This is a genomic window from Membranihabitans marinus (assembly GCF_019802045.1).
Classification (GTDB): Bacteria; Bacteroidota; Bacteroidia; order Chitinophagales; family Saprospiraceae; genus Membranihabitans; species Membranihabitans marinus_A.
The window spans coordinates 38229-62561 of the sequence record NZ_JAHVHU010000014.1; the positions used below are offsets into that span (position 1 = coordinate 38229).

The window sequence follows — 24333 nt, forward strand, 5'->3', positions numbered from 1 at the left end:
AGAGACACCAATGAACAGACGTAAATTTATAAAAATGACTTCAGCAGGATCGCTTGCAATAGCTGCAGGACCTGCTGTCTGGTCGATACATGCATCCGATTGGGAGGAACGTCCATGTCCCTTTGAAACCTACAGAAAAGGACGGACTATGGTGCCTATAGTCAAAGTTACACCGGACGATGGGTATTATATCCATACCTTTTATGATGAATGTCCCTGGAGTCCGGATGGAAGATATCTTTTAGTGACCCGGCTGCCCTATCAGAAAAAGAAACCAAGGTGGGGCGATACGGCAGAAATTTGTCTCATAGATCTATCCGGACAAACCATCCGGAAAATATATGAAACCCGCGCCTGGTCGTTTCAGCTGGGTGCCAACGCCCAGTGGAGTGATGTTTCATCCCGATATGTGTACATCAACGATCTGATCAATAATGTGCCGGTTTGCGTTCGCATTGATATCACATCCGGAAAAATCCTGGCATACGCCGGACCGAAATACGACATATCCCCGAATGGCCAATGGGTGGCCGGGCCTAACTTGAATTACGTTAACATTACCCAGTACGGGTATTCTTTGCCTGATCCGCCTTCCGGTATCCCTCATCAGTTGAAAAAATCACAAATGGACACGGAAGGTTTGTGGTTGACGGATCTGCAGACAAATGAAAAAAAATTACTGGCCAGTATGAATGATTTGTACCGTCAATGCATTCCGGAAGATCAAAATTTTTATAAAGATGGCGTGTACTATGCTTTTCACACCAAATTCAATAGTCAAAGTTCCCGGATCATGCAGGTATTTCGGTGTTTGTTCAATGGAGAGGGTAGACATGCTTCCTTATTTACCCTAGATACAGACGGTAACAATATTGTCCAATGCCTGTCCAGAAACAAATGGAATCAGAAGGCGGAACTGGGTGGTAGTGGAAATCACCCCAACTGGCATCCCGATGGCGACCATATCATCATGAATACGATACCCACGTGGCAGGGATACAAGAACATGCGGTTCTCCATGTTTAAGCATGACGGCTCGGAGTTTCAGGTCCTTTCGGAAAAACACCTCGGAAGCGGACACCCCCGTGTTGATCCTCAGACAAAGTATCTTATAGCTGATGCATACCGGAAACAGACCTATGTGACCAAAAATGATGAAATACCGATCCGGTTTATCGACCTCGCCAGTGACCGTGAATATACCCTCTGCACCATTTCCAATGATGTGGGTAATAAAGGAAAAATGTATTCCGATGAAGGAGGGAGTCAATTCAAGTTGGATCCTCATCCCACCTGGAACAGGAATTATTCGGAAGTGTGTTTCAATGGAGCTCCCGAAGGTAAACGTCAGGTTTTTATCGCAGATATAGCTTCAATAGTCAACTAGAAAGATATCACCATGAATCATTTTGTACGATATATTGCAATTTTAGTTGTTTTTTCTTTGTCCATCACCCTCCTTTCTACAGGATGCCAGGATGGGCGTTCAGGAGCTAGCGACAAAATTGAAAAAGGAGCATTAATATATGAAAACGATCTGTCCGGCCCGGAAGATGTAAAAGACTGGGTGATGGAAGGGCCTGGCGTAACCGAATTCCGGGACAGATGGATGGAAATGTATTCACCTGAAGAAGAATACCATCATGTTTTTTGGTGCCCGATGGATTTTCCGGATAGTATCATTGTGGAATGGGAGGCACAGAACCTGGAAACCGACGCTGGCTTATGCATCATATTTTTTGCAGCAAAAGGAATTCACGGAGAAGACATTTTTGATTCTTCCCTGCCCGCCCGTGATGGTGATTTTACCTGGTACATCAAAGATCAGTTGCGCAATTATCACATCTCCTATTATGCAAATACCCCCAAAAAGCCGGATAGAGGAAGTTCGCACCTGAGGAAGAACAATAATTTTGTATTGGTCAGCAGCGGTGATGAGGGCATACCAACGGAATCCACAAAAATCCATCACATGAAACTCGTTAAAGCAGGCCCCCTCATCCGGATGTATGTGGATGACCGGAAAATCATCGACTGGATGGACACGGATGAAAATGATCCGAGACCTTATTATAAAGGGGGCAAAATTGGGTTCCGTCAAATGCAATGGACACATTTCCGGTACCGGAATTTAAAAATATGGAGCATTGAAGAATAACGGACCACATAATCACATCGATCATGTATAGAAAGGTATTCATTATTTCGATCATTTTATCAATGATATATATGGTTATTCCCGGCTGGGCCTGGGGACAGAATCATCCTCGCAATTCAGTGGATAAAATGGTTTCTCCTGAGGATATACCGGTTGTTCATCCTCAGTTCAGGAAGTGGCCTGAGCCGTCTTCCGGAATGGAGGCGTCGTACAATCCTCCCTTTTTTTTATGGCCGGTCACACATCAAAATAACTCTACATACGATGTTCGGTTAGCCACAGATCCGGACTTCAAGGAGATCGTCTTTATGGATACGGATATACCATATGCCATATCCAATCCCTACCAAAGACTGAACCCCGGAAAATGGTATTGGCAATACCGGACCAACGATGGTCCGTGGTCAAAGGTTAGCCAATTTACTATTTCGGATTCTACACCGATTTGGAATCTGCCATCGAAAGTAAATTTCCGAAACAGCATTTCGAAAGGTCATCCGCGTGTGCTCATTTCTAAGGAGGAATGGTTCCGGCTTCGTCAGGAAACCAGTGAGATGGAGGATACCCGGCGGATTATACAAAACGCAGAAGTTCAGATGCAGCGGCCCTTCATTCAGGAAGAATTGGATATTTCGGATCACCTCCAATTAAGCCCGTCAAGAATAAATAAGTTGAAAAAAGATGCTTCCAAAGTGCTCGGAAATACAGCTTTTGAAGTCATAGGCGGGCTCTCCAAAGCTTACGTACTTACTAAAAATCAAAAGTATGCAGATAAGGCCAAGGAGTGGGCGATGATGGTGGCTTCCTGGGATCCGGAAGGGGTCAGCAGCATGAATGATTTTGGTGATAGCCGTTGTATGCTGTCGATGGCTCTGGCCTATGACACCTTTTATGATCAATTATCAACATCCGAAAAGGAGCAATTACTTCAGGCCATTCGGTACCGTGGAGATCGCTTTTACCATCACTGGATCAATCTCATTGAGGCTAAAGTGTTGTCCAACCACGTCTGGCAGCATATACTACACTATTTTTTCCAAACTGCATTGGCCACTTATGGGGATATCCCCGAAGCGGAGGATTGGGTCGATTACTTATATGAATTATTTCTGGCACGGGCACCTGCTCTTGGGCGGGATGACGGGGCATGGGTCAACGGCAACAGCTATTTTACAATGAATATGGATATGTTGCTCGATATCCCATTGACGATCAAAGAATTGACTGGGTTTGATTTTATACGGCACAATAATTGGTATCAAAACAATCCCTGGTATTTGTGGTACAGTCTGCCACCGCACTCCTCCAGCGATGGATTTGGAGACAACAGCAAAGGGTTTTCCCAACCCAATAACTCTTATATAGCTTATGCAGATGCGTTGGGTAAAATCACACAAAACCCCATAGCCTCGAAGTATGCCATCGAATCTGCTAAGGGTACCGGCTTCCATATAGCGGATGACGATAATCTACGATGGCTCCGCCTCAAATATTTAAGAAATATGACACAACCTGATAAAAACAGGATGAAGGTTTTGGAAAAGGCGCATGTATTCAAAGACGCCGGCTTGGTGTATATGCATTCACATCCTTCAAATACTTCTCTGAATTTGATGCTAGCTTTGCGATCCAGTCCATTTGGATCTTACGGTCATATGCTGGCAGATCAGAACACCTTCAACATATTGTACGGAGGGAAACCGTTGTATTATCATTCCGGGCACAAAATATCCATGAATGATCCCCACCGGTTGGGATGGTATAAACATACCAAAAGCCACAATGGAATTCTGATAAACGGTCACGGACAGCCTTACAGTTCCGAAGCCTATGGCTGTATTCCCCGGTTTATAAATGGAAAATATTTGGCATATGCAAAGGGGGATGCTTCCATGGCCTACAATACGGTAGAACATGGTGGAAAAGTGGATTATGGTGTACGAAGATTTGACCGCCATGTAGTGATGTTGTATCCTAATATTATTGTCACCTATGATGTCTTGGAGGCCGATCATCCAGCCGAATGGTCCTGGGTGCTCCACAGTCCATATAAAATCAACTTGAAAAATGACCAGAATACATTTTCGTGTGAAATGGATGAAGCGTCCAGCCGGGTCAGTGTATTTGGCTCCGAGAAAATCACCTGGCAACTGACAGATGAATATGAAGTGCCGGCTGAGAATTGGCGGAAGGCATCAAAATCCGGTGATCAAATGGAGGAGTATAATGATAGCGGCTGGCACCTGAAAGGCACAAGTGATCGTACAGGTGATATGCGGTTTTTATCTGTGATACAGGTGGGACCCGATGGTCAATTGGTTCACCTGGAACACGATCAGAAAGGCACTATTAAATGCGGTGAATGGATCTTCAATGCTGAACTTAACGATGATGTTTCGCCAAAATTGAAGATTACGAGAAAAGATGGTAAAGTGGTTTTTATTACCGGTGGAGATGAAATCCACTTGGATGGTAAGACTTATAAAGGTCGGAAAGCAGGAAGTGCGAAATTGGCTGAAATGAGTGATGGTCAGGTGGTATTCCAGGAATCAGATGATCAAATGCCGACAGCTATGCAACTCGCCGCAAAACAGTTTGAGCAAAAATGAACAGAAAAATGAATGCAATAAAAAGGAATCGAATAAATACATCTTATCATAGAAATCGATCATTCCCAGGGGGTAGTTTTACATCGTTACTACCCCTGCTTTTTGTATGCACCGCATTTTCTTTGTACAGTCAGGCGGGCGCAGAAAGGCCCAATTTCATCCTGATATTCACCGATGACCAGGGGTGGTCGTCCACATCACTCCAAATGGACGACGAACAACCATCATCCAGAAGTGATTTTTATCAGACCCCCAACATAGAACGATTGGCGAGAGCAGGCAAACGCTTCACCCACGGATACGCATCTGCGGCGATATGTTCGCCTTCCCGCCGAAGCCTGCAGTTTGGTCAGACACCGGCACGGCAGGGAGACATCCGGTTTGCAAATGATTACGGTCCTGATTCCGACACACACCTGGCCATCCCGGGTGTACTCAAATCCATTGACCCCACGTACCGCACGGCACATTATGGGAAATGGGATCTGCGTGCAGATATATTTCCGGAGGATCTGGGCTATGATGAAAGCGATGGGAACACGGGCAATAAAGACGGAAATATGAACTCCAATTCAATCACGAAATGGACAGAGTATTTTATCAATTCCAACCCCAAAAAGATCAGGAGTTTGACAAGCCGGGCATTGAACTTCATGGAACGTCAGGTAAAAACTGACCATCCTTTTTATTTACAGATTTCGCACTATGCGACCCATGTGGACATCCAGGCCACTGAAGAATCCTTTGATGAATACTGGAAAAAAGATCCGGGGACTAAGCATGGGGATCCGGGAATGGCTGCTATGACTAGGGATCTCGATGATGGCATTGGCCTGATTTTAGATAAGGTGCATGAATTGGGCATCGAAGATAATACATATATCATAATGATGGCGGACAATGGAGGCGTGGAACTTATGCCGCAGACCCGTGAAAAGATGATTCCTCCATCTGAGTATGGGAGAATGCGGCGCAACTACCCATTACGGGGTGGGAAATGGACGTTGTATGAAGGAGGTATCCGAGTGCCGTTTATAGTGGCAGGTCCCGGAATAGACCCCGGAAGTCAAACCAGTACATCCGTGGTGGGATGGGATATATTGCCTACTATAACTGATCTGGCAGGCCTTGAAGGTGAACTGCCCCAGGATGTGGATGGCCACAGCTTTAAAAATGTTCTTACAGGTTCCGCTCCCATGAATGAAATGGCATCCAGGCCATTAATATTTCATAGGTACAATGACCATTATCCACATTCTGCTATTATTTTTGGTCACTATAAGCTGATCAAGCGCTGGAAGAAAGGCGAAGTAGAATTATATAATCTGTTTGACGACATAGGAGAAACCAATAATATCGCAGATTCCTTACCCACAAAAACTAAAGAGTTATATACCATGCTGATCGATTACCTTAAGGAAGTGAATGCCGAAATATTGGAAACATATAATCCTTGACTATGACTAGAATTGTATGGCTGTTATGTGTTGTTATTTCGATGTCTTCAGGTTGTTACTTGGAGCAGGAAGATCACCGTCCCAACATTTTAATGATCTCTATTGATGACCTGAACACATTTTTGAATTGTATGGGGTATGATGTAGCTTATACCCCCAATATTGATCGACTGGCTGCACAAGGTGTTCTATTTACCAATGCTCATTGTCAAGCCCCTTTATGTGGTCCTTCCAGAGCCTCTGTAATGACAGGTTTAAGACCTTCTACTACGGGTATTTATGGTCAAATAAAAGATGAAAATTTACTCAAAGCATCCGCAGCAACAAAAGACATTTCGTTACTACCTCAATATTTTAAAGATCACGGATACTATACCATGGGAGTGGGCAAAATATTTCACCAACATGCTCCGGAAGGTTTGTTTCACGAATCAGGAGGTCGTGTAAAAGGATTCGGCCCAAAACCATCTGATGGCAAATATTTTAAATGGAGCAAAAAAGGGACCAGTACGGATTGGGGGGCATTCCCGGATAAAGATATAGAAATGCCGGATTATTTATCGACACAGTGGGCCGTGGATCGTTTGAACAAGGATTATAATTCGCCCTTTTTTATGGCCGTAGGCTTTTTACGTCCTCATGTACCCTGGTATGTACCTCGAAAATGGTTTGACATGTATGATACTGCACAAATTACAACCCCACCATATCTGGAGTATGATTTTGAGGATATTCCTGCCATAGTAGATAAGATTGATGATATGCCAATGTACCCTAGTACTCAGTGGGCCATCGAAAATGGTGAATGGAAGAATATCGTTCAGGCTTATTTGGCTTGTGTTTCTTTTGTTGATTTTTATGTTGGTGAAATATTGAAGGTTCTGGAGAATAGCCAGTATGCTGATAACACGATCGTTGTTCTTTGGTCTGATCACGGTTATCGGTTGGGAGAGAAGAGTACCTTTGCCAAACATTGCTTATGGGATGTAGGAACTCGTGTCCCATTAATATTTAAAGGACCTGGAATACCACAAAATAAAACTATTGCTGCACCTGCAGAACTATTAAGTATATATCCCACATTAGTTGATTTATGTCATTTGCCACCAAATCCTGCGAACGAAGGAAAAAGTTTTTTGCCCTTATTCAATGACGAGAATCTCGCTTGGGAATATCCGGCAATTACCACTTATGGCCGTGGCAACCATTCCGTAGTATTTGGCAATTATCGTTATATCAGATATGATGATGGCTCGGAAGAGTTGTATGATCGACAAGAAGACCCCAATGAATGGAATAATTTAGCAATCGATACTATAAATCGAGATTGGAATCAAATTACTAAATTGTTGCAAAACCTGCTACCTGAAAATGATCATTCCTGGTCATCATACTCCGGTTATGAAATCAATGAATATTTCCGGAAAACTTCCCGATGAGGTATATATCGGGAGTTTTTTAGATGTGAAGTTGGTTTCTAGTACTCAGTTTCATAAATCATTATGGTTAATTCTGGTCCCTTTTTGTGCTAACGTGCGTTGCAAAGCCTCACCTTAACCCCAGCTAGCGGGTTAAAAGGCGAACCACGCTAATAGAATTATTTGGTGTTCCACGCTACAACTTATTTAATATTGATTGGGTGGAGTTTGTGCACTAATGAGTTAATAAAGCTCGGTTTGGGCCGATGGTCCGGTATGATTGAACATATTCATGCCATAGTCCGCAAAAGTCAAACGTCGCCCAAAATTGGGCTCTGTAATGTGCCCAATTTTAGGAAATAAGCAATTGATGCACTGGAAATTATGCATCATAATAGTTTGACGTGTTAATAAAGCGGAATAGGCGTCCTCGAATGTGATCAATCCACATTCGACGCTGGGACCAAAACATCCTTTTTTTTGAGGGATAGAATAAGTGAACCGAAAAACTCTTTTTTCGGATCAAACAGCTCCGCGAACAGGTCCAGAATAGACGGAATTTAAATAATTGATACACGAACTGGTTTGCATGAAAATAAGATGACGTGGTGAATAAAGCAGGTTGATTGAGTTTTGAATTTTAACCGATTAAAATCATGTAAGGCGGATATTTTGGAGGATTTATAATAAATTGCAAGATGGTATTTCAGAATAAGAGTATTGTCTGGCCTTTGCTGCAGTGTGTTATGAGCCTGTTTTTGGCTTTTTCTGCTCAAAGTGCTATCGTCGTTGATTCCTCTCATTACAGCGAAGTCATGGGCGAAATTCGGAAATACAGGATTTTCCTCCCCTCGAATTATGTAAAGCAAGCATCTACCCACTATGGTGTTATTTACTTTTACCACGGCTGGTCCCAGCGTTACTTTGGAAGTTTGAAAAAATCACATTCTGATGATAAAGGCCCCTCCGAAGCGGCATTGATCGCGGAGTTAGTAGAACAATACAATGTGATCGTCGTGAAACCGGATGGGTATAATAGAGATGAAGGGCAGGATTATTATTTGCGACCTTATAACATAGGTCCGGTGGAAACCCATCGGCAGTTTGCAATGTATTTTCCTGAAATTGTCCATTTTATCGATGCAAATTACCGAACCATCCCGCATCGTGACAAACGGGGTATTATGGGATACTCCATGGGGGGATTTATGGCCTTTTGGCTGGGCGGGAAATATTCCCACCTGGTTTCTGCAGCGGGAAGTTTTTGTGGTTCACCGGAGTTTGTAATAGGACCGAAAGACTTCCCCGTTGAATACTACCATGGCGATATGTATGGAAATTACGGCGGGGTGCGCTTGCGGTTAAATTACGGGCGGGATGATTTTATACGTGCGTACCATAAAGATTTGAATGCCGTTTTTTCAAATGTTCTGGATCATTATGAAGTACAGGACTATCCCGGAGGACATGCTCTCTCGGGATTGGATGATATGTTTGATTTTTTTGACAGATCGTTTGAGTCCGCCCTTCCACAGCCGAAAGAGTGGAACCATACCGATGTGTTTCCCGTATTTGAGGTCTGGGATTATAAGATATCGTCCAATCGGGATATCCCCGGGTTTACACTTTTTGAACAGGTATGCAAAAGTGGGTTCCGAAGTTCGATACGACCCTTTCTCCCAAATGGAAGACCCATGGCACAGTTTGACATGGTTATTCGTACAGCGCCGATCTACAGAAAAAATGCAAGCTATCACATCAGGTTCTTTTCGCATTCCCGAAAAGATATACGGGAAGAAATGGTGGTCTCGGATCATGAAGGTAGGTTGACCATAAAGTTGAACGGTGAAGTAAACGATGTGCTGATCACAGCATCTGGAGAGCAATCCACCTGGCCTGTCGTCTTTTCTGTCCAGGCCAACGAAGATGGATTTTTAAAACCGGGTGCGAAAAATAAAATTTCGCTGCAGCTGGTTAATTTGGGCAATAAAGATATGGTACGTGGACGACTGAGCTGGCAACTTTTAAAGGATAAAACGAATCTGCTTCAAGCTCAAATTCAAACTTTGAGCCCTGGGGTGCTGGAAAATATCACCGGTCTCCTTACGATGCCCCGAACCCTGGAAAACGGTTCGGTCCAGAAGTTAAACCTGGTATTTACGGATGAGAAAGGCGCACAATGGAGTAAGTCCATAGTGTTGCCCGTCCGGAAGAACCAAACGCTCACAAAACCTTTTGAAATTGCTGACGGTCGTGTATTTACCTATCTGGAAAACGCGTCGGATACAGTCACTGCCCGCTTGGGCTATGGCAATGGGGACGGCGTTCTCAATCCCGGTGAAACCTTTAAGATCTTGGTTGAAGAAGGGGGAATACACCGATTGACACAGTTAACTTCCACCAGCCCTCATGTTGATTTGAGCGATCCAGTGACCAGAAAATCAGATAGTTGGGCTCCGTTTGATCATGTAGGAGGTAGTTTTAAATATATTGTGCCCACACTATCCTCAAATGCATCACCAGGTGATCACATTGATTTGGGGGTTCTGTATTGGTTGCCTGACTATCCGGACCATCTTGAAAGAAGAGGACAAATACGGTTGCGGATACAAGGCACAGATACCACCGAACCGAAAGTGGCCAGGGTGACGTTGAAAGCAAATAATGAGTTGCGAGTGCGCGTGCTGGATGGAGGTCGAATAGAAAAAGTGGTTGTTGAACTAACTTCTGTCGATGATCCTGACACCAAGATTAAGAGGGAATTGTATGATACGGGGGAGGATGGTGACCGGGTAAAGGGTGATTTTATATTCACTAAAAAGATTAATGTCCCCTATTTTGGATCGTATACCATAGAGCTTTATTTGCTGGATGAATTTGGAAATTCCAGTATTCGGCGACTTGATAAACCGCATGTGTTTTTAGCCGGCCCTTAGGGGCATAACGGTCCAGATTTTTTTATTTTAGCATGTTCTGGGGACTATGACACAGCGAGGATGTGATGTCTCTTAATCCAAAGATTTGAATGCATATTGCATTATCCCAGAGATTGGAAATTCTGCAGAAATGATCATTGGGTCAAGCATTTTGCACATCGAATCAAATGGTATGGGCTATACTGATCTTGCGAGCTGCCATTCTTATGATATCGTGAAGAAGATCGGGTATGAAAAATCTATAATACAAGAAATGAAATCTAAAAAAAAACTGGATGGATACTAATTGGCGCTGGAATGGTCAACGGATAACAGTCATTACAGTCATGTTGGCTTTTGGATTCCTCCCTTTACATGCTCAATATCGTCCTGTACCACATAGAACAGTAGAACGAGGCGAAATCCCGATTGACCGTCCTGGGTTTTACGGAGAACAAGGGGCAACCTACGTGATGACCAACGATATTGTCAGTGATCGGAGTGGAATATTTTTGGGGAAAGATGTGACTCTCGATCTCAATGGGTATACCTTGACGTTTGCAGAAGGGAACTATACTCATATTCCCAACTCCGGTTTTGAAAGGGGTAGCGAAGACTGGGATTTGACCAAGGCACCGGGAGCGGAGATAAAGAATACCAAGGATGTGCATGTTTTTATGGGTGACAAACTCTTGAGTTTGAAAAAGGGTGATGAAGTTGTATCTGATTACGTTCACCTTCCCATAGCTAATCGGTCTTACTATGCGATGTGTGGTATTACGGGCCACCATTTCAGGGATATGGAGGGAGACTTGGCGAATGAGATGAAAATTAGTTTGTTTGTGGAAGATGAAGCGGGTAATAGTGTAAAGGTCACCACAGCATATCAAGATGGATCCAAGGTAAGTGCACCTGTCGAAAGGAAGTCATCGCGATTAGGCGGTGGATTTATAATAGCGCATCTGAATAATCTTCCTTCAGGAAAATACAGAGTTCGAATTCGGGCGGATACGGATTGCCTTATTGATGAAGTGGATATTCGCCCGGCCATGGATGTTGGTGTAGGGATCGTTGAACAGACACACCCTTTTGGACATTATGATCACCTGTACGAGATTCGTCACAGTGCATTTTTTGATTATACAGAGGATGTCATTACAGGTCAACCCATTCAGGATATCCCGGTTGTGAAGGAGAAAGGAACGGTGACGATCAAAAATGGCATCATCCGATCTGGTGTCAATGGTGTCCAATCCTGGGGGATACAATCCACGGCCAATGACGCCAAGATCATTATCGATAATGTCAAAGTAATTAATCAGGGAATCAATGCCACCGCAGTGGATGTTCCCCAAGCCTTGATTACCGAATGCACATTTGAAGTGGATAATCCATTTTTAATTAATCGACACGGTGCACAGTTTTATGCGGTGGATCTCCGGGGTGATGCGCCGTCGGAAGTTTCGCATTCTGAATTCATCGGAGGTCAAGGTTGTCTGGTTTTTAAGGGGAAGTATTCCAGTATCCACCATAATCGGTTTGTCAATAAACAAATGGTGACGAATCATTACAGCATTATGGCCATTGGTGACAGTTCATATATATTTGAAAACGATATCGAACCCGACATAGGGTCGGGCATCGAAGTATATGTACACCGAGGCATGGAAATATTCAATAATAGAATAACGATTGAATCATCGCCACCCACCTGTGAATACGGCAGTGAAGAATACAGTGTTGCCGCCATTCGGATTGCCGATTACCGTGCTGAACCCGGTTCACCACGAAGCGCCGCAGATAATAAAGTTTACAACAATAAAATCCATGTCACGGCCAGAGATTTTCCGGAATTCGAAGAATACGTACCGATGGCGTGGGCATTTTTCTACAGCGCCAGTGGCGGCGATAATTATATCTTTGGTAATGAAATACATGTCAACCACCAGGATCCGGGGTCGAAAGCTGATGCCGCCGCTTTTTACATATGCGGTGGTCCCAATGGTTATGGGGGTCAGTTCTATAATAATAAAATATTTACTAATGTCCCGGCGGCCTGGATCGCTACGCGGTATGGCGGAACGGCCCATACGGAGGTTTATAACAACACCATTATTCGTTCCCCGGATGCTCCTGGTGATCTGAAGCCATACAGGATGGGTTGGAGAAATTGTAATTCGTGCTATGCCGAGAATGTCGTATTTCGTTCGAACACGTACGAAGGGATGGATTTCGGGATAGAAATGACGGATCAAAACCATTCTTTCGAAGTTTTCCATACTTTGGAGGTTTTGGTAACCAATGGATCCGGAGCCCGGTTGCCGGATAAATTGATTTCAATTAAGAATAATTCAGGAGAAATTGTGAAAGAAGGAAGAACAGATGAACAGGGTGCCTGGGAAGTTGAACTACAGGAATTGTATTTTGGTGAAGGTGAAAAGGTTTCCAGAAATCCATATCTGGTGACTTGTGAGAACGTTTCACAACAAATTGATATACTCCGGAATCAAACCATAACCATTAGGATTAAATAATCAGGATATGAGAAAATTAGTATTGTTGATTGTGCTTGTTATGGTGTCATTACTCCCCGGGCATAGTGGCATCAATGTGTTTTCTGTAAAGGGGAATAAAACGTTACTGAATGGTCAGGATTTCCAGGTGATTGGGCTTCGTTGTTCCAATTCGTTGTACTCAGAAGAAACTACCCAAGATTTGATCGATCATTTAGATGCTTATATGGCGTATGGGATCAATACCGTCAGCGTATTTTTGATGGGCTCCCGATTTGGTGATTTCAAGGGGTATCACGAAGATGGTTCATTGAATTCGGTTTATGCCAAACGACTGAAGAGGATTATAGCAGAATGCGACAAAAGAGCAATGGTTGTATTGGTGGGGTGTTTGTATTGGAGTGATGCCAACGGCTCTCAGGCAAAATGGGATAGCTGGACACAAAAGGAAGCAAATCTTGCCGTGGCCAATACTATCCGGTTTTTAAAGGAGAATGATTTCAGAAATGTATTCATCGACCCGGATAATGAAGGTATGGCCAATCGAGCTGCTGGATTTAATATCAGTGAAATGATCAGTGCTGGTAAGGCCGTGGACTCCACCTATATGATTGGATACAATAATTGGGGGTATACGCCCAGGAATGCGGATTTGGCGCTTCACTTTTCCAGTAAAACGAAGTTTATTCCCTATATTGAAATAGAAGGCACGATGACCAACTACTTGGGTATAGCAAAGAAGTGGGTAATTATTCTTACATCAATGTGGGTGTTTATACCGAAATCAAAAAAGCAGAGCAGCTTCGGTTAACCAGAGAGCACCTGGAGGACGGGTATGGGTACATATTTGCCAGTACATGGTTGCAAAATATCCCGGTGAATCATCAACCCGGAGGCTACGGAACCCATTGCGATCCGGGGATCAAATGGTGGCTCGAGTATGTAAAGGAGAATTATGGGGCATATTCCCCGACACATTAATGATGATCCCTGTATAAAAAGTGAATCTTTTAATGTCGATCTTTAGCCCGATAAATGGGGCGATGGATATGCGGTGTCTTCCTTACTCAGGATATCGAAAGGTTGTCCGGTCGGACATGAAATCCGGTTTCTGGCCACTTATGAAATCAAAGAAGGGAAAACGATAAAGCGAAACGTATATTGGGGGTGTATTACTATTACAGTGGGTAAAGATTATTTGCCCGGTGGTTTAGTTTTTTAAATTTAAAGTGAACAATAAATTTTACATGCTGATTTTTAAAAAGGGTGTAATGTTGGTGGTTGGAATGCTGTCATTATGGAGCAACGGGCATACTCAGTCCATCAGTCAAACATTTGAGATGCGACAATTTACAAAAGATCCAACCGCCAATGGAGAAACAGACTTTAAGGGTGAAACGGAGTGGTTGGATACGGACGGTCGAATCCATTTTTTAAATCAATACGCCGATTTTGCGTCAAAGTTTTTCGAAAATCCTGATTTGGATCAGGCGATTGTAACGGACGGAGAAATTGACTCGCTGTTGAGCGCGCTGAAGCCACAACCTTCACCCCGTGTACGTGAAACCTTGTTGTTGAAAGACTGGAAGTCTTATGGTTATCGTAGGGGGCAACATGAAGAAAGCAAAACCGCATTGAGGGAGTGGAAAAGCTATAAAGGAGTGACCATTGAAGAGGAGGCCCTTGTTCTAGAAAACGGAAAAATTGAAAAGACTATAGATTTAATGGACTGGCGATTTAAGTTAGAGTCCAGGATTAGATTGTCTTCGGGAAGTACGGTTTTCTGGTCTCTGAAGAAAGGAAAAGAGAATGTAATCGAAGTGGAGATTGGGGAAAACAAGATTCGGACCCAATCAACCCTCGGGATGAAGGAGTCAACACTGGATTTGAACCAATGGGTTGATTTGTTGATTGAAGCCGATTTGCAGGAAAAGAAATTCAACGTACGCATTAATGGAGTGTTGGTGTTTGATTTTATTCCGATGGCGAATCAGAAAATTGATATAGTGGATGAAATAATCATCGAAGGTCATGGAAAAGTGGTAGTAGATGACTTACTGTTGATGAATTATGCGCAGAATGATAATGTCCGTATCCCGTTTATACCGGAGGTGCGGATTGATGAGAATTTTGAACTGAAGAAGCCTCCACAAAACTGGACCGATATTGATTTTGATGATGGGGACTGGAAAGAAGTGAAGTTACCAGCAGTCCATGGTGGTCTGCGAGAGGCGGGTGAAGCGCTTTACCTCAGAAAGAAATTGAAATTAGGTGGATTTGAAAGGGGGACATTAGAAATAGAATCTCTAGATCCGGGGGGCGAAGTATGGATTAACGGGGAAGTCGTGACCGTGGTGGATACTCGTCATCCCCGGGTAATAGATGTAACTCGCTATCTGCGCAAGAATGACCAAAATATTATAGCGGTGAAAGTACGGCCCTATCGATCCAATATCCCCATGACCCATTCTCCGGCTGATCGGAATATTGGGTGGTTCCTGGATGAGACCAAATTGGTATTGAGCAGCCAATGCATGATCCAGGATGTCGAAGTGTATACCAAAGAATTGGGCGGGGTGGCCTTGCAGTCCAATACAATCCGGATACAGTATCCGCGCAGTGAATATTTTTCAGGGAATGTACAAGTTAATTATTATCCTTGGTTTCCGGATGAAGGCGATACGGTAGCTACCGTAACCATCCCTGTTGAAGTGCGTCCCAGGATAGTTAATACCATTGAGGTGGATCTGCCGATTACTGACCCGCTACTGTGGGCACCCGGGAATCCACATCTCTACAAAGTCGAAGTGCTGTTGAGAGATAATGAAGACCAGGTCATCGATGACAAAGTAATCACGACAGGAATACGAACGATTGACCAGAGTGGGGGGTATTTATATGTGAATCAAAAGGTTGAAATGCTGAATGGTGTCCAGATTATGGGTTTCCGAACACCAGTGGAAAAACTAGCGAAGTACAACCGATGCCCGCCGGATGAAATTGTCGCAGAAGAGATGTTGATGGTTCAGAAAATGGATGCAAACCTGTTGAGAATTCACGTGCATGCTGAGAAAGATACAGCGGACGGTGTGAACGATATTCGGTATGCCCGATTAGCTGATCAAATGGGCATTTACCTGATCTGGTCGACGGCAGGGTTTATCCGGGAAGGCGAAGCATGGAATGTCGATATTGAGGGGTATCCGGCGTATATGGCCAGAGTCTTTAATCATCCTTCGATTGTCATGTGGGAAGCATCCAATCACCCCAACCGGTTTAAGAACCACGATATTTCGGATTCTCATGATTATATCAGGGATATATACAACACTATATATGACCGGGATCCAAGCCGATTGATTTCTCCAACCTCATTTTGGCAACATACACATTATGGAAATTATAGAGGGGATTTGGATTATGAAGGGAATCCCATGGTTCCCGTTCCCGAATACCATGCTTCGCGGATGACCCGGGGCAGTCAGGATGCTTATACCGGCTATGGCGCGGAATGGACCAAACTTCGTACAGCACCCAATGAATGGGCAGCATCTTGTCTGAATGCCGGTGAAAAAGCATACTTTAATTTTGAACACGAAGAATCAGCCGGTCAACCCAATTGGGAATTATCAAAAGGCAAACCGTGGTACAAGATTCAGTCTTATGAATGGTCGTATGAAAAAGGGAGTATTGGACGAAAATTGAATGCCGATGAATGGCGGGCCAGTCAGGCCTGGCAAGCGTTCTCAGCGTGGGAGTCGATGAAGAAACAAATGCTGCTGGGGTACGATGGGTTTTCCTGGTGTTCACTTCGGGGAGGAGCAAATACCGGAACCTACCAAAAACCACTTATTGATAACCTTCGTCATCCGAAATTAGCGTATTATACCAACAAAATGGCATTCCAGAGGACTTGGGCAGGGAGTGCGAATGTGGATGTAATTTATGGTCCTGACGATGCGATTGAACCTGTCATACACCATTTGGGGGAGCAGCTAGTGGTGAACCTGAGAGTAACTTTAGTCAATGCAGAAAATATTGAATTGGATGCCAAAGAATATCATGATGTCCAGTTGAAAAGAGGAAGAGATATTGTGAAACTTCCCGGATTTCAATTTGATGCTTTGCCGGGAAAGTATGGTTTTATAGTTTATGAAATATTTGGTGAGGAGTAAGCTTTTGTATGTTGACCGAACTTGTACCTTTATATTTTTCAAATTTTCGACCGAAGTCTCAAATAGCATACTGGCTGTTGTGCTATTTTTTATTTATGTACTAAATTGTTTGATAAACTTCTATGTCCTACGTTAATTTCGCTTCATATCTGATGTTGCTTGTTTTATTAACAGGTTGCACCGAGCCATCTTATAAACTGGTTGGTGTGGTGCAAAATGGACTGACGGGCGAGCCGATTCAAGGGGTGAACGTATCGATCCAGGGTGCATCTCGATCTGAAATCACCAATCGGGATGGTTGTTTTTCTTTAACTGTGCCCAAACAGGCCATGCTTGGAACGACATCGGGAAAGAACGGAAATACTTCATATCCGTACGAGGAGGCCGCTGCTTCTCGGATTCTGCTAGATGTAGTCAAAAGTGAATTTCAGTCACAAGAATATCAAGTGTTTTCCAATCACAAAAAGATTACCATTCTTTTGATGCCGGCCCCGAATTCCGTTGAAAGTAAGGGTTATCTGGGTATAAAGATGCCTCAGACTGACCTGTTAGAACACGAGGTTCAGTGGGAGAACATCATCGATGGCGTCCGGATGTTCTATGAAAAGCGGATTGAAAAGCTAAAACCCCGACGCAGGAGACATTGGGACCGGGATACAAGTTCCACAGAAGCATATGAAAAATCCGTAGCACCTAATCGAGATCGGTTTCGATCTCTGCTGGGTGCAATCGATAAACGGGAGCATATGTCCCTGGACCGGGGGAGATTGGTGGCAGAAACAAAAGATTACACGGTGTACGAAGTCCGTTGGCCGGTGTTGAAAGAAGTGGCCCCGGGTCCACCCCGCCAAGATTGGCCGGATTTGGACGTGCCAACTAAAATTTACGGTGAAGGATTATTGTTGGAACCAAAGGGCGCTGTAAAAGGATATACTATCGCCATTCCGGATGCGGACCAGGAGCCGGAAGATCTGGTGGGGCTGAATGATCGGGTGGATTCGGAATCGCAATTTGCACGCCGGTTCGTCGAAAATGGATTTGCTGTAGTCGTTCCGGTGATTGCAGATCGGACTCATCGATGGTCGCGAAACACGAACCGACCATCGAGAACCTGGATTTATTCTCAGGCTCATGAACTGGGGCGAACCATCGCCGGTTATGAGGTTCAGAAAATGGAAGCGCTGGTTGATTGGTTTGATTTGCAAGATGGACCGGGGAGCGGAGTAATCGGAATAGCAGGCTATGGGGAGGGCGGTTTGTTGGCATTGTATACGGCTGCTCTGGATACCCGGATCAAATCGACGATGGTGAGCGGTTACTTTGCACCCCGTGAAAAAATATGGAAAGAACCAATATATAGAAATATCTGGGGATTACTCCGTGAATTTGGCGATGCAGAGTTAGCCAGCCTGATCGCACCGCGTTCCCTCGTGGTGGAGTACAGCAAGGTGCCCGAATATAGCGGCCCGCCCACCGAAGGAAAACAAATTGAACCGCCCGGAAAACTATGGACCCCATTTCTTGTTGAAGTCGAATCGGAATTTGACCGCATTAATGCGCTAGTGGGTGCAGGTTTTGGTGATCGATACCTGGTGAAAGGGGAGGGCGAGCAGCCCATACCATTTGGTTCGTCAGAAGCGGTTTACGTTTTTTTGAAGAAGCTTGGCCTGGATCAACCAACAGAATTAAAAGATAATCTGCCTCAGGATCTCAGAAACGAATTTGATCCAGGCCGCCGAATGGGCCGAATGGTGGAACAATTGACGGGTCATACCCAGTTATTATTACGAAACAGTGAATACATCCGCAGTGAATTTGTTCAAGGATTCAATGACCAGAATGAAGCCCGACAATTTTTTAAAAGAGAATTAATTGGATGGTTGGATGATGACCTGATTCCGGCCAATGTCCGTACCAAATTATTTGATGTTCAAGAAAAGTATACCTGTTACGAAGTGTTGATGGATGTGTTGCCCGATGTGCAGCTGTGGGGTATCATCACTATACCACGAGATATACCGGTGGGTGAAAAACGTCCGGTGGTGGTGTTGCAGCACGGACGAGGTGGAGACCCTACGACGGCATTGAGTGACCGCTCGGGCTATTATGAGATTGGGAGAAAATTGGCAGCACGTGGATTTATCGTGTTTACACCGTTCGGAAACTGGACTGGAGAAACGCGATTCCGCTGGATTGATCGGGTGGCCAAAACAACGAAAGCTACGTTGTGGTCTACCCTAGGGCGACAGCATGAACAATTAATAAACTGGTTGTCTACGTTGCCTGTTGTCGACCCACACCGCATTGGATTTTATGGTAAAAGCATTGGTGGTCAGGCGGCTTCTTTGATCGTGTCGATGCTCCCGGAATATGCATTAAGCATTAATTGCGCTTACTTTAATGAAAGCGCCCGAAAAGAGTCGTCCATCTACTACCCAACGAGTTTTGTTTATCATGTTGATTCTGAAATGCCGATGTGGAACCGAGGCCATACTATGGAATATGCGGAAATGGCTAATCTGTTAATTTTCCCCCGGCCGTTTATGGTGGAGCATGGCCTAAAAGACAATATTGCTCCACCTGAATGGGTGAAGTATGAATATGAGAAAGTTAGGAGCCATTATGAAGAAATGGGGAAACCCACGCTCACTACGATTGACCTGCACGATGGTGGACATATCATTAATGAGGAAGTCAGTATTCCGTTTTTAGAGCATCACCTGAAAAGGTAACCGAAGAATACCCACCGATGATTGATCATCCTACACGATAAGTTACCATGTGGTTCTATACCTTACCAGGTTATTTATTCTAATCCGTGCATGAGACCCATAGTAGGTTGGTCCTTTCCTGGTGGACAGTGAAGAATTGAAAAGCAACCATTGTTTTACGCATGGGAAATACTCAATATGAAGTAGTCAATATACATCCGTGTTTCAGCCAATTGGCCAAAAATTTTATCTTTACTATTTAAATTTTAATAGAACGATAAATTTTTCAGAAACCCTGACTTTACAACATGACATTACTAGCCCCAAAATTTAAGTATTTCTTTACCCTGACTATTTGTTATTTATTTTTTCTCGGAATGGGAAATGCCCAGCAAGCTGTTGAACCGGTTGTAAAATACCTGTCCGGAAAAGATCGATTTACAGACGTAGAATGGGATTTTTATTGTTCCGATGGCAGAAAAAGTGGCGAATGGTCCAAGATCAAAGTGCCATCCAACTGGGAGCTGGAAGGCTTTGGAACATACAACTATGGTCATGATCATAAGCACGATGAGGTGAAATATGGTAAAGAGTACGGTTTGTATAAGCACGAATTTGATGTCCCTCAAGAGTGGGAAGGCAAGAAGATTAATATAGTATTCGAGGGATCCATGACAGATACCGAAGTACATATCAATGGTCAATTGGCCGGAGAAATTCATCAGGGTGCCTTTTATCGGTTTAAATACGACATTAGTAATCTGGTGAATTACGGCGGAGAAAATCTGTTGGAAGTGAAGGTGTCCAAGTTTTCGTCGAATGAATCGGTGAACGAAGCGGAACGCTATGCGGATTATTGGATCTTTGGGGGGATATTCCGTCCCGTATACCTGGAAGTCCTCCCCGAGTTACATTTTGAACGGGTAGCTATAAACGCTACCGCTGATGGCAATATGGATATCAATGCGTTCTTAAACAAGAAATCTGCATCGAATCGTATCCGGGTTACGCTGTTGGATGAATATGGCGCCTTAGTGGATGAGCCGAGATCGTTTGGCTGGACGAGCAGGGCATCTCATCAAACCTTCCAAACAACATACCGTAACATTCATGCCTGGAATCCGGAGTGGCCTTATTTGTATACATTGCAAATTGATTTGTTGGAACAGGGTCAACCGGTGTATACGCATAAAGAAAAGATCGGTTTCAGAACCGTGGAGCTCGTGCCGCATGATGGAATTTATGTAAACGGGGAAAAAATTGTGATGAAAGGTGTGGCTCGTCATTCATTCCATCCTCATGCGGGAAGGTGCCTGAGCGACCAAGACCATATTGAGGATGTTAACCTTATAAAAGATATGAATATGAACGCGGTTCGGATGAGCCACTATCCCCCGGATAAGCGTTTCCTGGATATCTGTGATTCAATGGGCCTGTTTGTGTTGGATGAATTGGGTGGGTGGCAGAAAGGGTATGATACGGTGGTGGGACCCAAGTTAATCCAGGAGTTGATCCTTCATCATGAAAACCACCCGAGCGTGATTATGTGGAATTTTGGTAATGAAGGGGGATGGAAGTTCCCCAGCGAAAAATGGTTCCATGAATATGACTTTCAAAAAAGACCCATCATCTATCCATGGTTGAGAAGAAATGATACGGATACCCGGCATTATCCATCTTGGAGCACCCTGAAAACCCGGTTAACTGGTGATGATCAGATCTTTTTCCCTACTGAATTGCAACACGGATTGTACGACGGGGGACATGGTGCCAGTATGGACGATTACTGGGAAGCTTTCAAACGTAGCCCCCAAAATGCTGGCGGGATTTTATGGAATTTAAAAGATGAAGCAGTCTGGCGGACCGATTTGAACAATTACGATAGTGATGGGAATCACGGGCCGGATGGTATTTTGGGACCTAATAATGAAAAAGAAGGCAGTTTTTATACCATTAAGGAGATATGGTCTCCGGTACAAATTAACCCATTTGTCATTTCATCCCGATTCAATGGAAAATTACATATCCGGAATGAATTTATATACACCAATCTCAAAGACTGCGGATTCTCCTATCGCATCATAAAACATGGGAATCCGCATAAATCGGGAGAGGACGTTCTGGCTTCCGGACATATCGCATCCCCAGATATTGCGCCCGGTCATACTGCAGCGATTTCGATTCCGTTGTCCGATCATTTTTTTGATGCTGATGTGCTGGAATTCAAGGCTGTTGACCCTAAGGATCGAGAGATATATACCTGGCGTTGGCCGGTGAAACGTGCCGAAAACTATATCCCGGGCCTGATTCGGAGTTTGAACTATGAGAACCATAGTATCAAAACTTCGGTAAATCAAAACATACTGCTGATCGAGGTGGGTGAATTCCATTACCAATTTGATCTGTCAAACGGTCAATTACGTAGAGTGAAGAACGAAGAAGGCGAAATTTCTTTTACAGGGGGGCCATCTCCTGTCGGCTATGAAGGGGCATCCAATACTCTTCAGGAAGTCACCTGGGAAAAACGCAACGATGGTAGTGTGGTCATCAAAGGGAGCTATGAAAAATATCCGGAAGAGTTCGAATGGAGGGTTCATAAGAACGGACTGCTTGATCTAAAAGCATCGCGTCTGACCCACTCTAAGAAGGATGTCCAGGTGCTGGGATTGTCGTTTAACTATCCCGAGTCCAAAATTAAAAGTCTGCGGTGGATGGGAGATGGACCGTATCGGGTGTATAAAAATCGGTTAAAAGGTACCACCTTTAATGTGTGGGAGAAAGAATATAATAATACGATAACCGGCTATTCTTTTGATTCGCTCGTGTATCCCGAATTCAAAGGGTATCATGCCAACTTATACTGGGCATCGTTCGAAACGGAAGAATCTACTTTTCGTGTGTATTGCAAATCACCAGAAATATATCTGAAAATGTACAATCCGCCAGCACCCGATGATGCCGGACATGCCCAGGCTTTTTACCCGGAAGGAGATATAGCCTTTTTGCATTACATTTCGGGGATTGGTACCAAATTTCAGAATACGGGCGAACTGGGACCTGCTGCCCAGCCCAGCCACGTTACCCGTCGGTCGGAAGATGTTTTCAAACCAATGAACTTGACTTTTGACTTTCATGCGAACGGTGAAACCGAATAATACATCTGATTGGTCAGATCTGGCTCATGGGAGTAGAGTATCATCCAACTGGTTAATTTGAAGAGCGTTTTACTATATTCTGGTGATCAGGATCATAAAAGAAAAGGCTTAGATAAGAGTATAATGACGGAGTGCTTACAATACTTCAATCATTTGATTCCCCCGCCCATAGAATGGCCTATATAAGCCGCCTTTCCCATTCCCAAAGCATCCATAAAGGAACCAATAAAATCTACAGCATGCCCCGATATCTCCTCGATCCTGAGCCAGACGAAGTAGTGCAAGACCAGGTTGCGGGTTCCTGTTCCATTTGATCGCTTCACGATAGCTGTCTGCGGCTTTGTCAAAATCTCCAAGTAGTCGGTATAGGTATAGGTATCTGTCCAATTCTCAAATTTTTGCATCACCACTTAACAGTTTAGTCAGACACGTTTCGAACCCCGAGATCAAAGTATTGGCACAGAATCGGATTTTAATTCAAGTTACGGGCATTCTATTAGCTATACAAGCTTTTGTGAAGATGAAAATTTCTTCCGAATTTGACCACTTGGCATGGATATGCTTGTGCATCCTGGTGTTCACTACGAACGAAGTTTGTAGTGCAAATGGGTTGGTTAATCTTTCTTACGCATCAAGTAAGCCTATGGGTAGGATGTGTTAGGGCGGGATTGCTGAGACCTGAAGTGAGGTGACATGTTTTTTGTTTTCATGCCCCAGTAAAATCTTCTATTTATTTGATCTTTTAGTTACTAGTGCTTTGTTTTTTAAGTTAGGTGGAATAATTCTGAAGTTATTTCTGTGGTGGTCAAGGCGTCAAAACGGTGCCATAGCTGGGGTTTACCTTATAGTTATACAAATGAAACCTACCCTGATCAATAATATCAAAAAGAACAAAAGCAGTCATTCAGTGAATGACTGCTTTTGAAGACCTCATGATTATCCGTGTATATCCTGACCTGGATTTATTTAGCCTGCAAATTCATGGCTTTTGATTTATGTACCTGGCGTTGAATCGTATTTTAGTGGTAGTTAGACAGGAGCTGGATATGAGTAAATATAGTTTCGGCTCGGATGAGATCAAAGGTCGTCAATCGTCCTTAGTGGAAGGAACCGTGAGCTTTTTCGAACAGCACTTAGGATGTTCTGAAATTTAAGCCAGTGATGCACTGCAGATGATGCATCGTAATAGATTACGCGGTGAATAAAGCGGATTGGTTGATGG

At 43.9% G+C, this 24333-nt stretch carries 12 protein-coding genes; 11 read left to right on the forward strand and 1 reads right to left on the reverse strand.

Annotation, left to right across the window (positions count from 1 at the left end; genetic code table 11):
* Nucleotides 1-10 precede the first annotated feature (10 nt).
* From KUV50_RS14675 to KUV50_RS14725, 11 genes are all read left to right on the forward strand, one after another.
* On the forward strand, nucleotides 11-1387 hold the full coding sequence (locus tag KUV50_RS14675) for a hypothetical protein (RefSeq protein WP_222580929.1): 1377 nt from the start codon (nucleotides 11-13) through the stop codon (nucleotides 1385-1387).
* A 12-nt stretch (nucleotides 1388-1399) separates the two neighbouring features.
* Nucleotides 1400-2158, forward strand: coding sequence for a DUF1961 family protein (locus KUV50_RS14680; RefSeq protein WP_222580930.1), 759 nt, complete (start codon nucleotides 1400-1402; stop codon nucleotides 2156-2158).
* 23 nt (nucleotides 2159-2181) lie between these two features.
* Nucleotides 2182-4767, forward strand: a complete 2586-nt coding sequence (locus KUV50_RS14685) for a DUF4962 domain-containing protein (protein WP_222580931.1) — start codon at nucleotides 2182-2184, stop codon at nucleotides 4765-4767.
* A gap of 8 nt (nucleotides 4768-4775) precedes the next feature.
* Complete coding sequence (locus tag KUV50_RS14690) at nucleotides 4776-6224, forward strand: sulfatase (protein ID WP_222580932.1); 1449 nt, start codon at nucleotides 4776-4778, stop codon at nucleotides 6222-6224.
* A 2-nt stretch (nucleotides 6225-6226) separates the two neighbouring features.
* Nucleotides 6227-7663, forward strand: a complete 1437-nt coding sequence (locus KUV50_RS14695; protein ID WP_222580933.1) for a sulfatase — start codon at nucleotides 6227-6229, stop codon at nucleotides 7661-7663.
* 677 nt (nucleotides 7664-8340) lie between these two features.
* A complete protein-coding gene (locus KUV50_RS14700) occupies nucleotides 8341-10578 on the forward strand; it encodes an alpha/beta hydrolase (protein WP_222580934.1) in 2238 nt (745 codons plus the stop codon).
* A 275-nt stretch (nucleotides 10579-10853) separates the two neighbouring features.
* Nucleotides 10854-13091, forward strand: coding sequence for a hypothetical protein (locus KUV50_RS14705; RefSeq protein ID WP_222580935.1), 2238 nt, complete (start codon nucleotides 10854-10856; stop codon nucleotides 13089-13091).
* Between the two features lie 7 nt (nucleotides 13092-13098).
* Nucleotides 13099-13881, forward strand: a complete 783-nt coding sequence (locus KUV50_RS14710) for a hypothetical protein (RefSeq protein WP_222580936.1) — start codon at nucleotides 13099-13101, stop codon at nucleotides 13879-13881.
* A gap of 529 nt (nucleotides 13882-14410) precedes the next feature.
* A complete protein-coding gene (locus KUV50_RS14715; RefSeq protein WP_222580937.1) occupies nucleotides 14411-17245 on the forward strand; it encodes a hypothetical protein in 2835 nt (944 codons plus the stop codon).
* Between the two features lie 122 nt (nucleotides 17246-17367).
* On the forward strand, nucleotides 17368-19977 hold the full coding sequence (locus KUV50_RS14720; RefSeq protein ID WP_222580938.1) for a dienelactone hydrolase family protein: 2610 nt from the start codon (nucleotides 17368-17370) through the stop codon (nucleotides 19975-19977).
* Between the two features lie 287 nt (nucleotides 19978-20264).
* Nucleotides 20265-23111, forward strand: coding sequence for a glycoside hydrolase family 2 protein (locus KUV50_RS14725; protein WP_222580939.1), 2847 nt, complete (start codon nucleotides 20265-20267; stop codon nucleotides 23109-23111).
* Between the two features lie 149 nt (nucleotides 23112-23260).
* Here KUV50_RS14725 and KUV50_RS14730 read toward each other — a convergent pair whose 3' ends face one another.
* Nucleotides 23261-23518, reverse strand: coding sequence for a hypothetical protein (locus KUV50_RS14730; RefSeq protein WP_261395289.1), 258 nt, complete (start codon nucleotides 23516-23518; stop codon nucleotides 23261-23263).
* Between the last annotated feature and the right edge of the window lie 815 nt (nucleotides 23519-24333).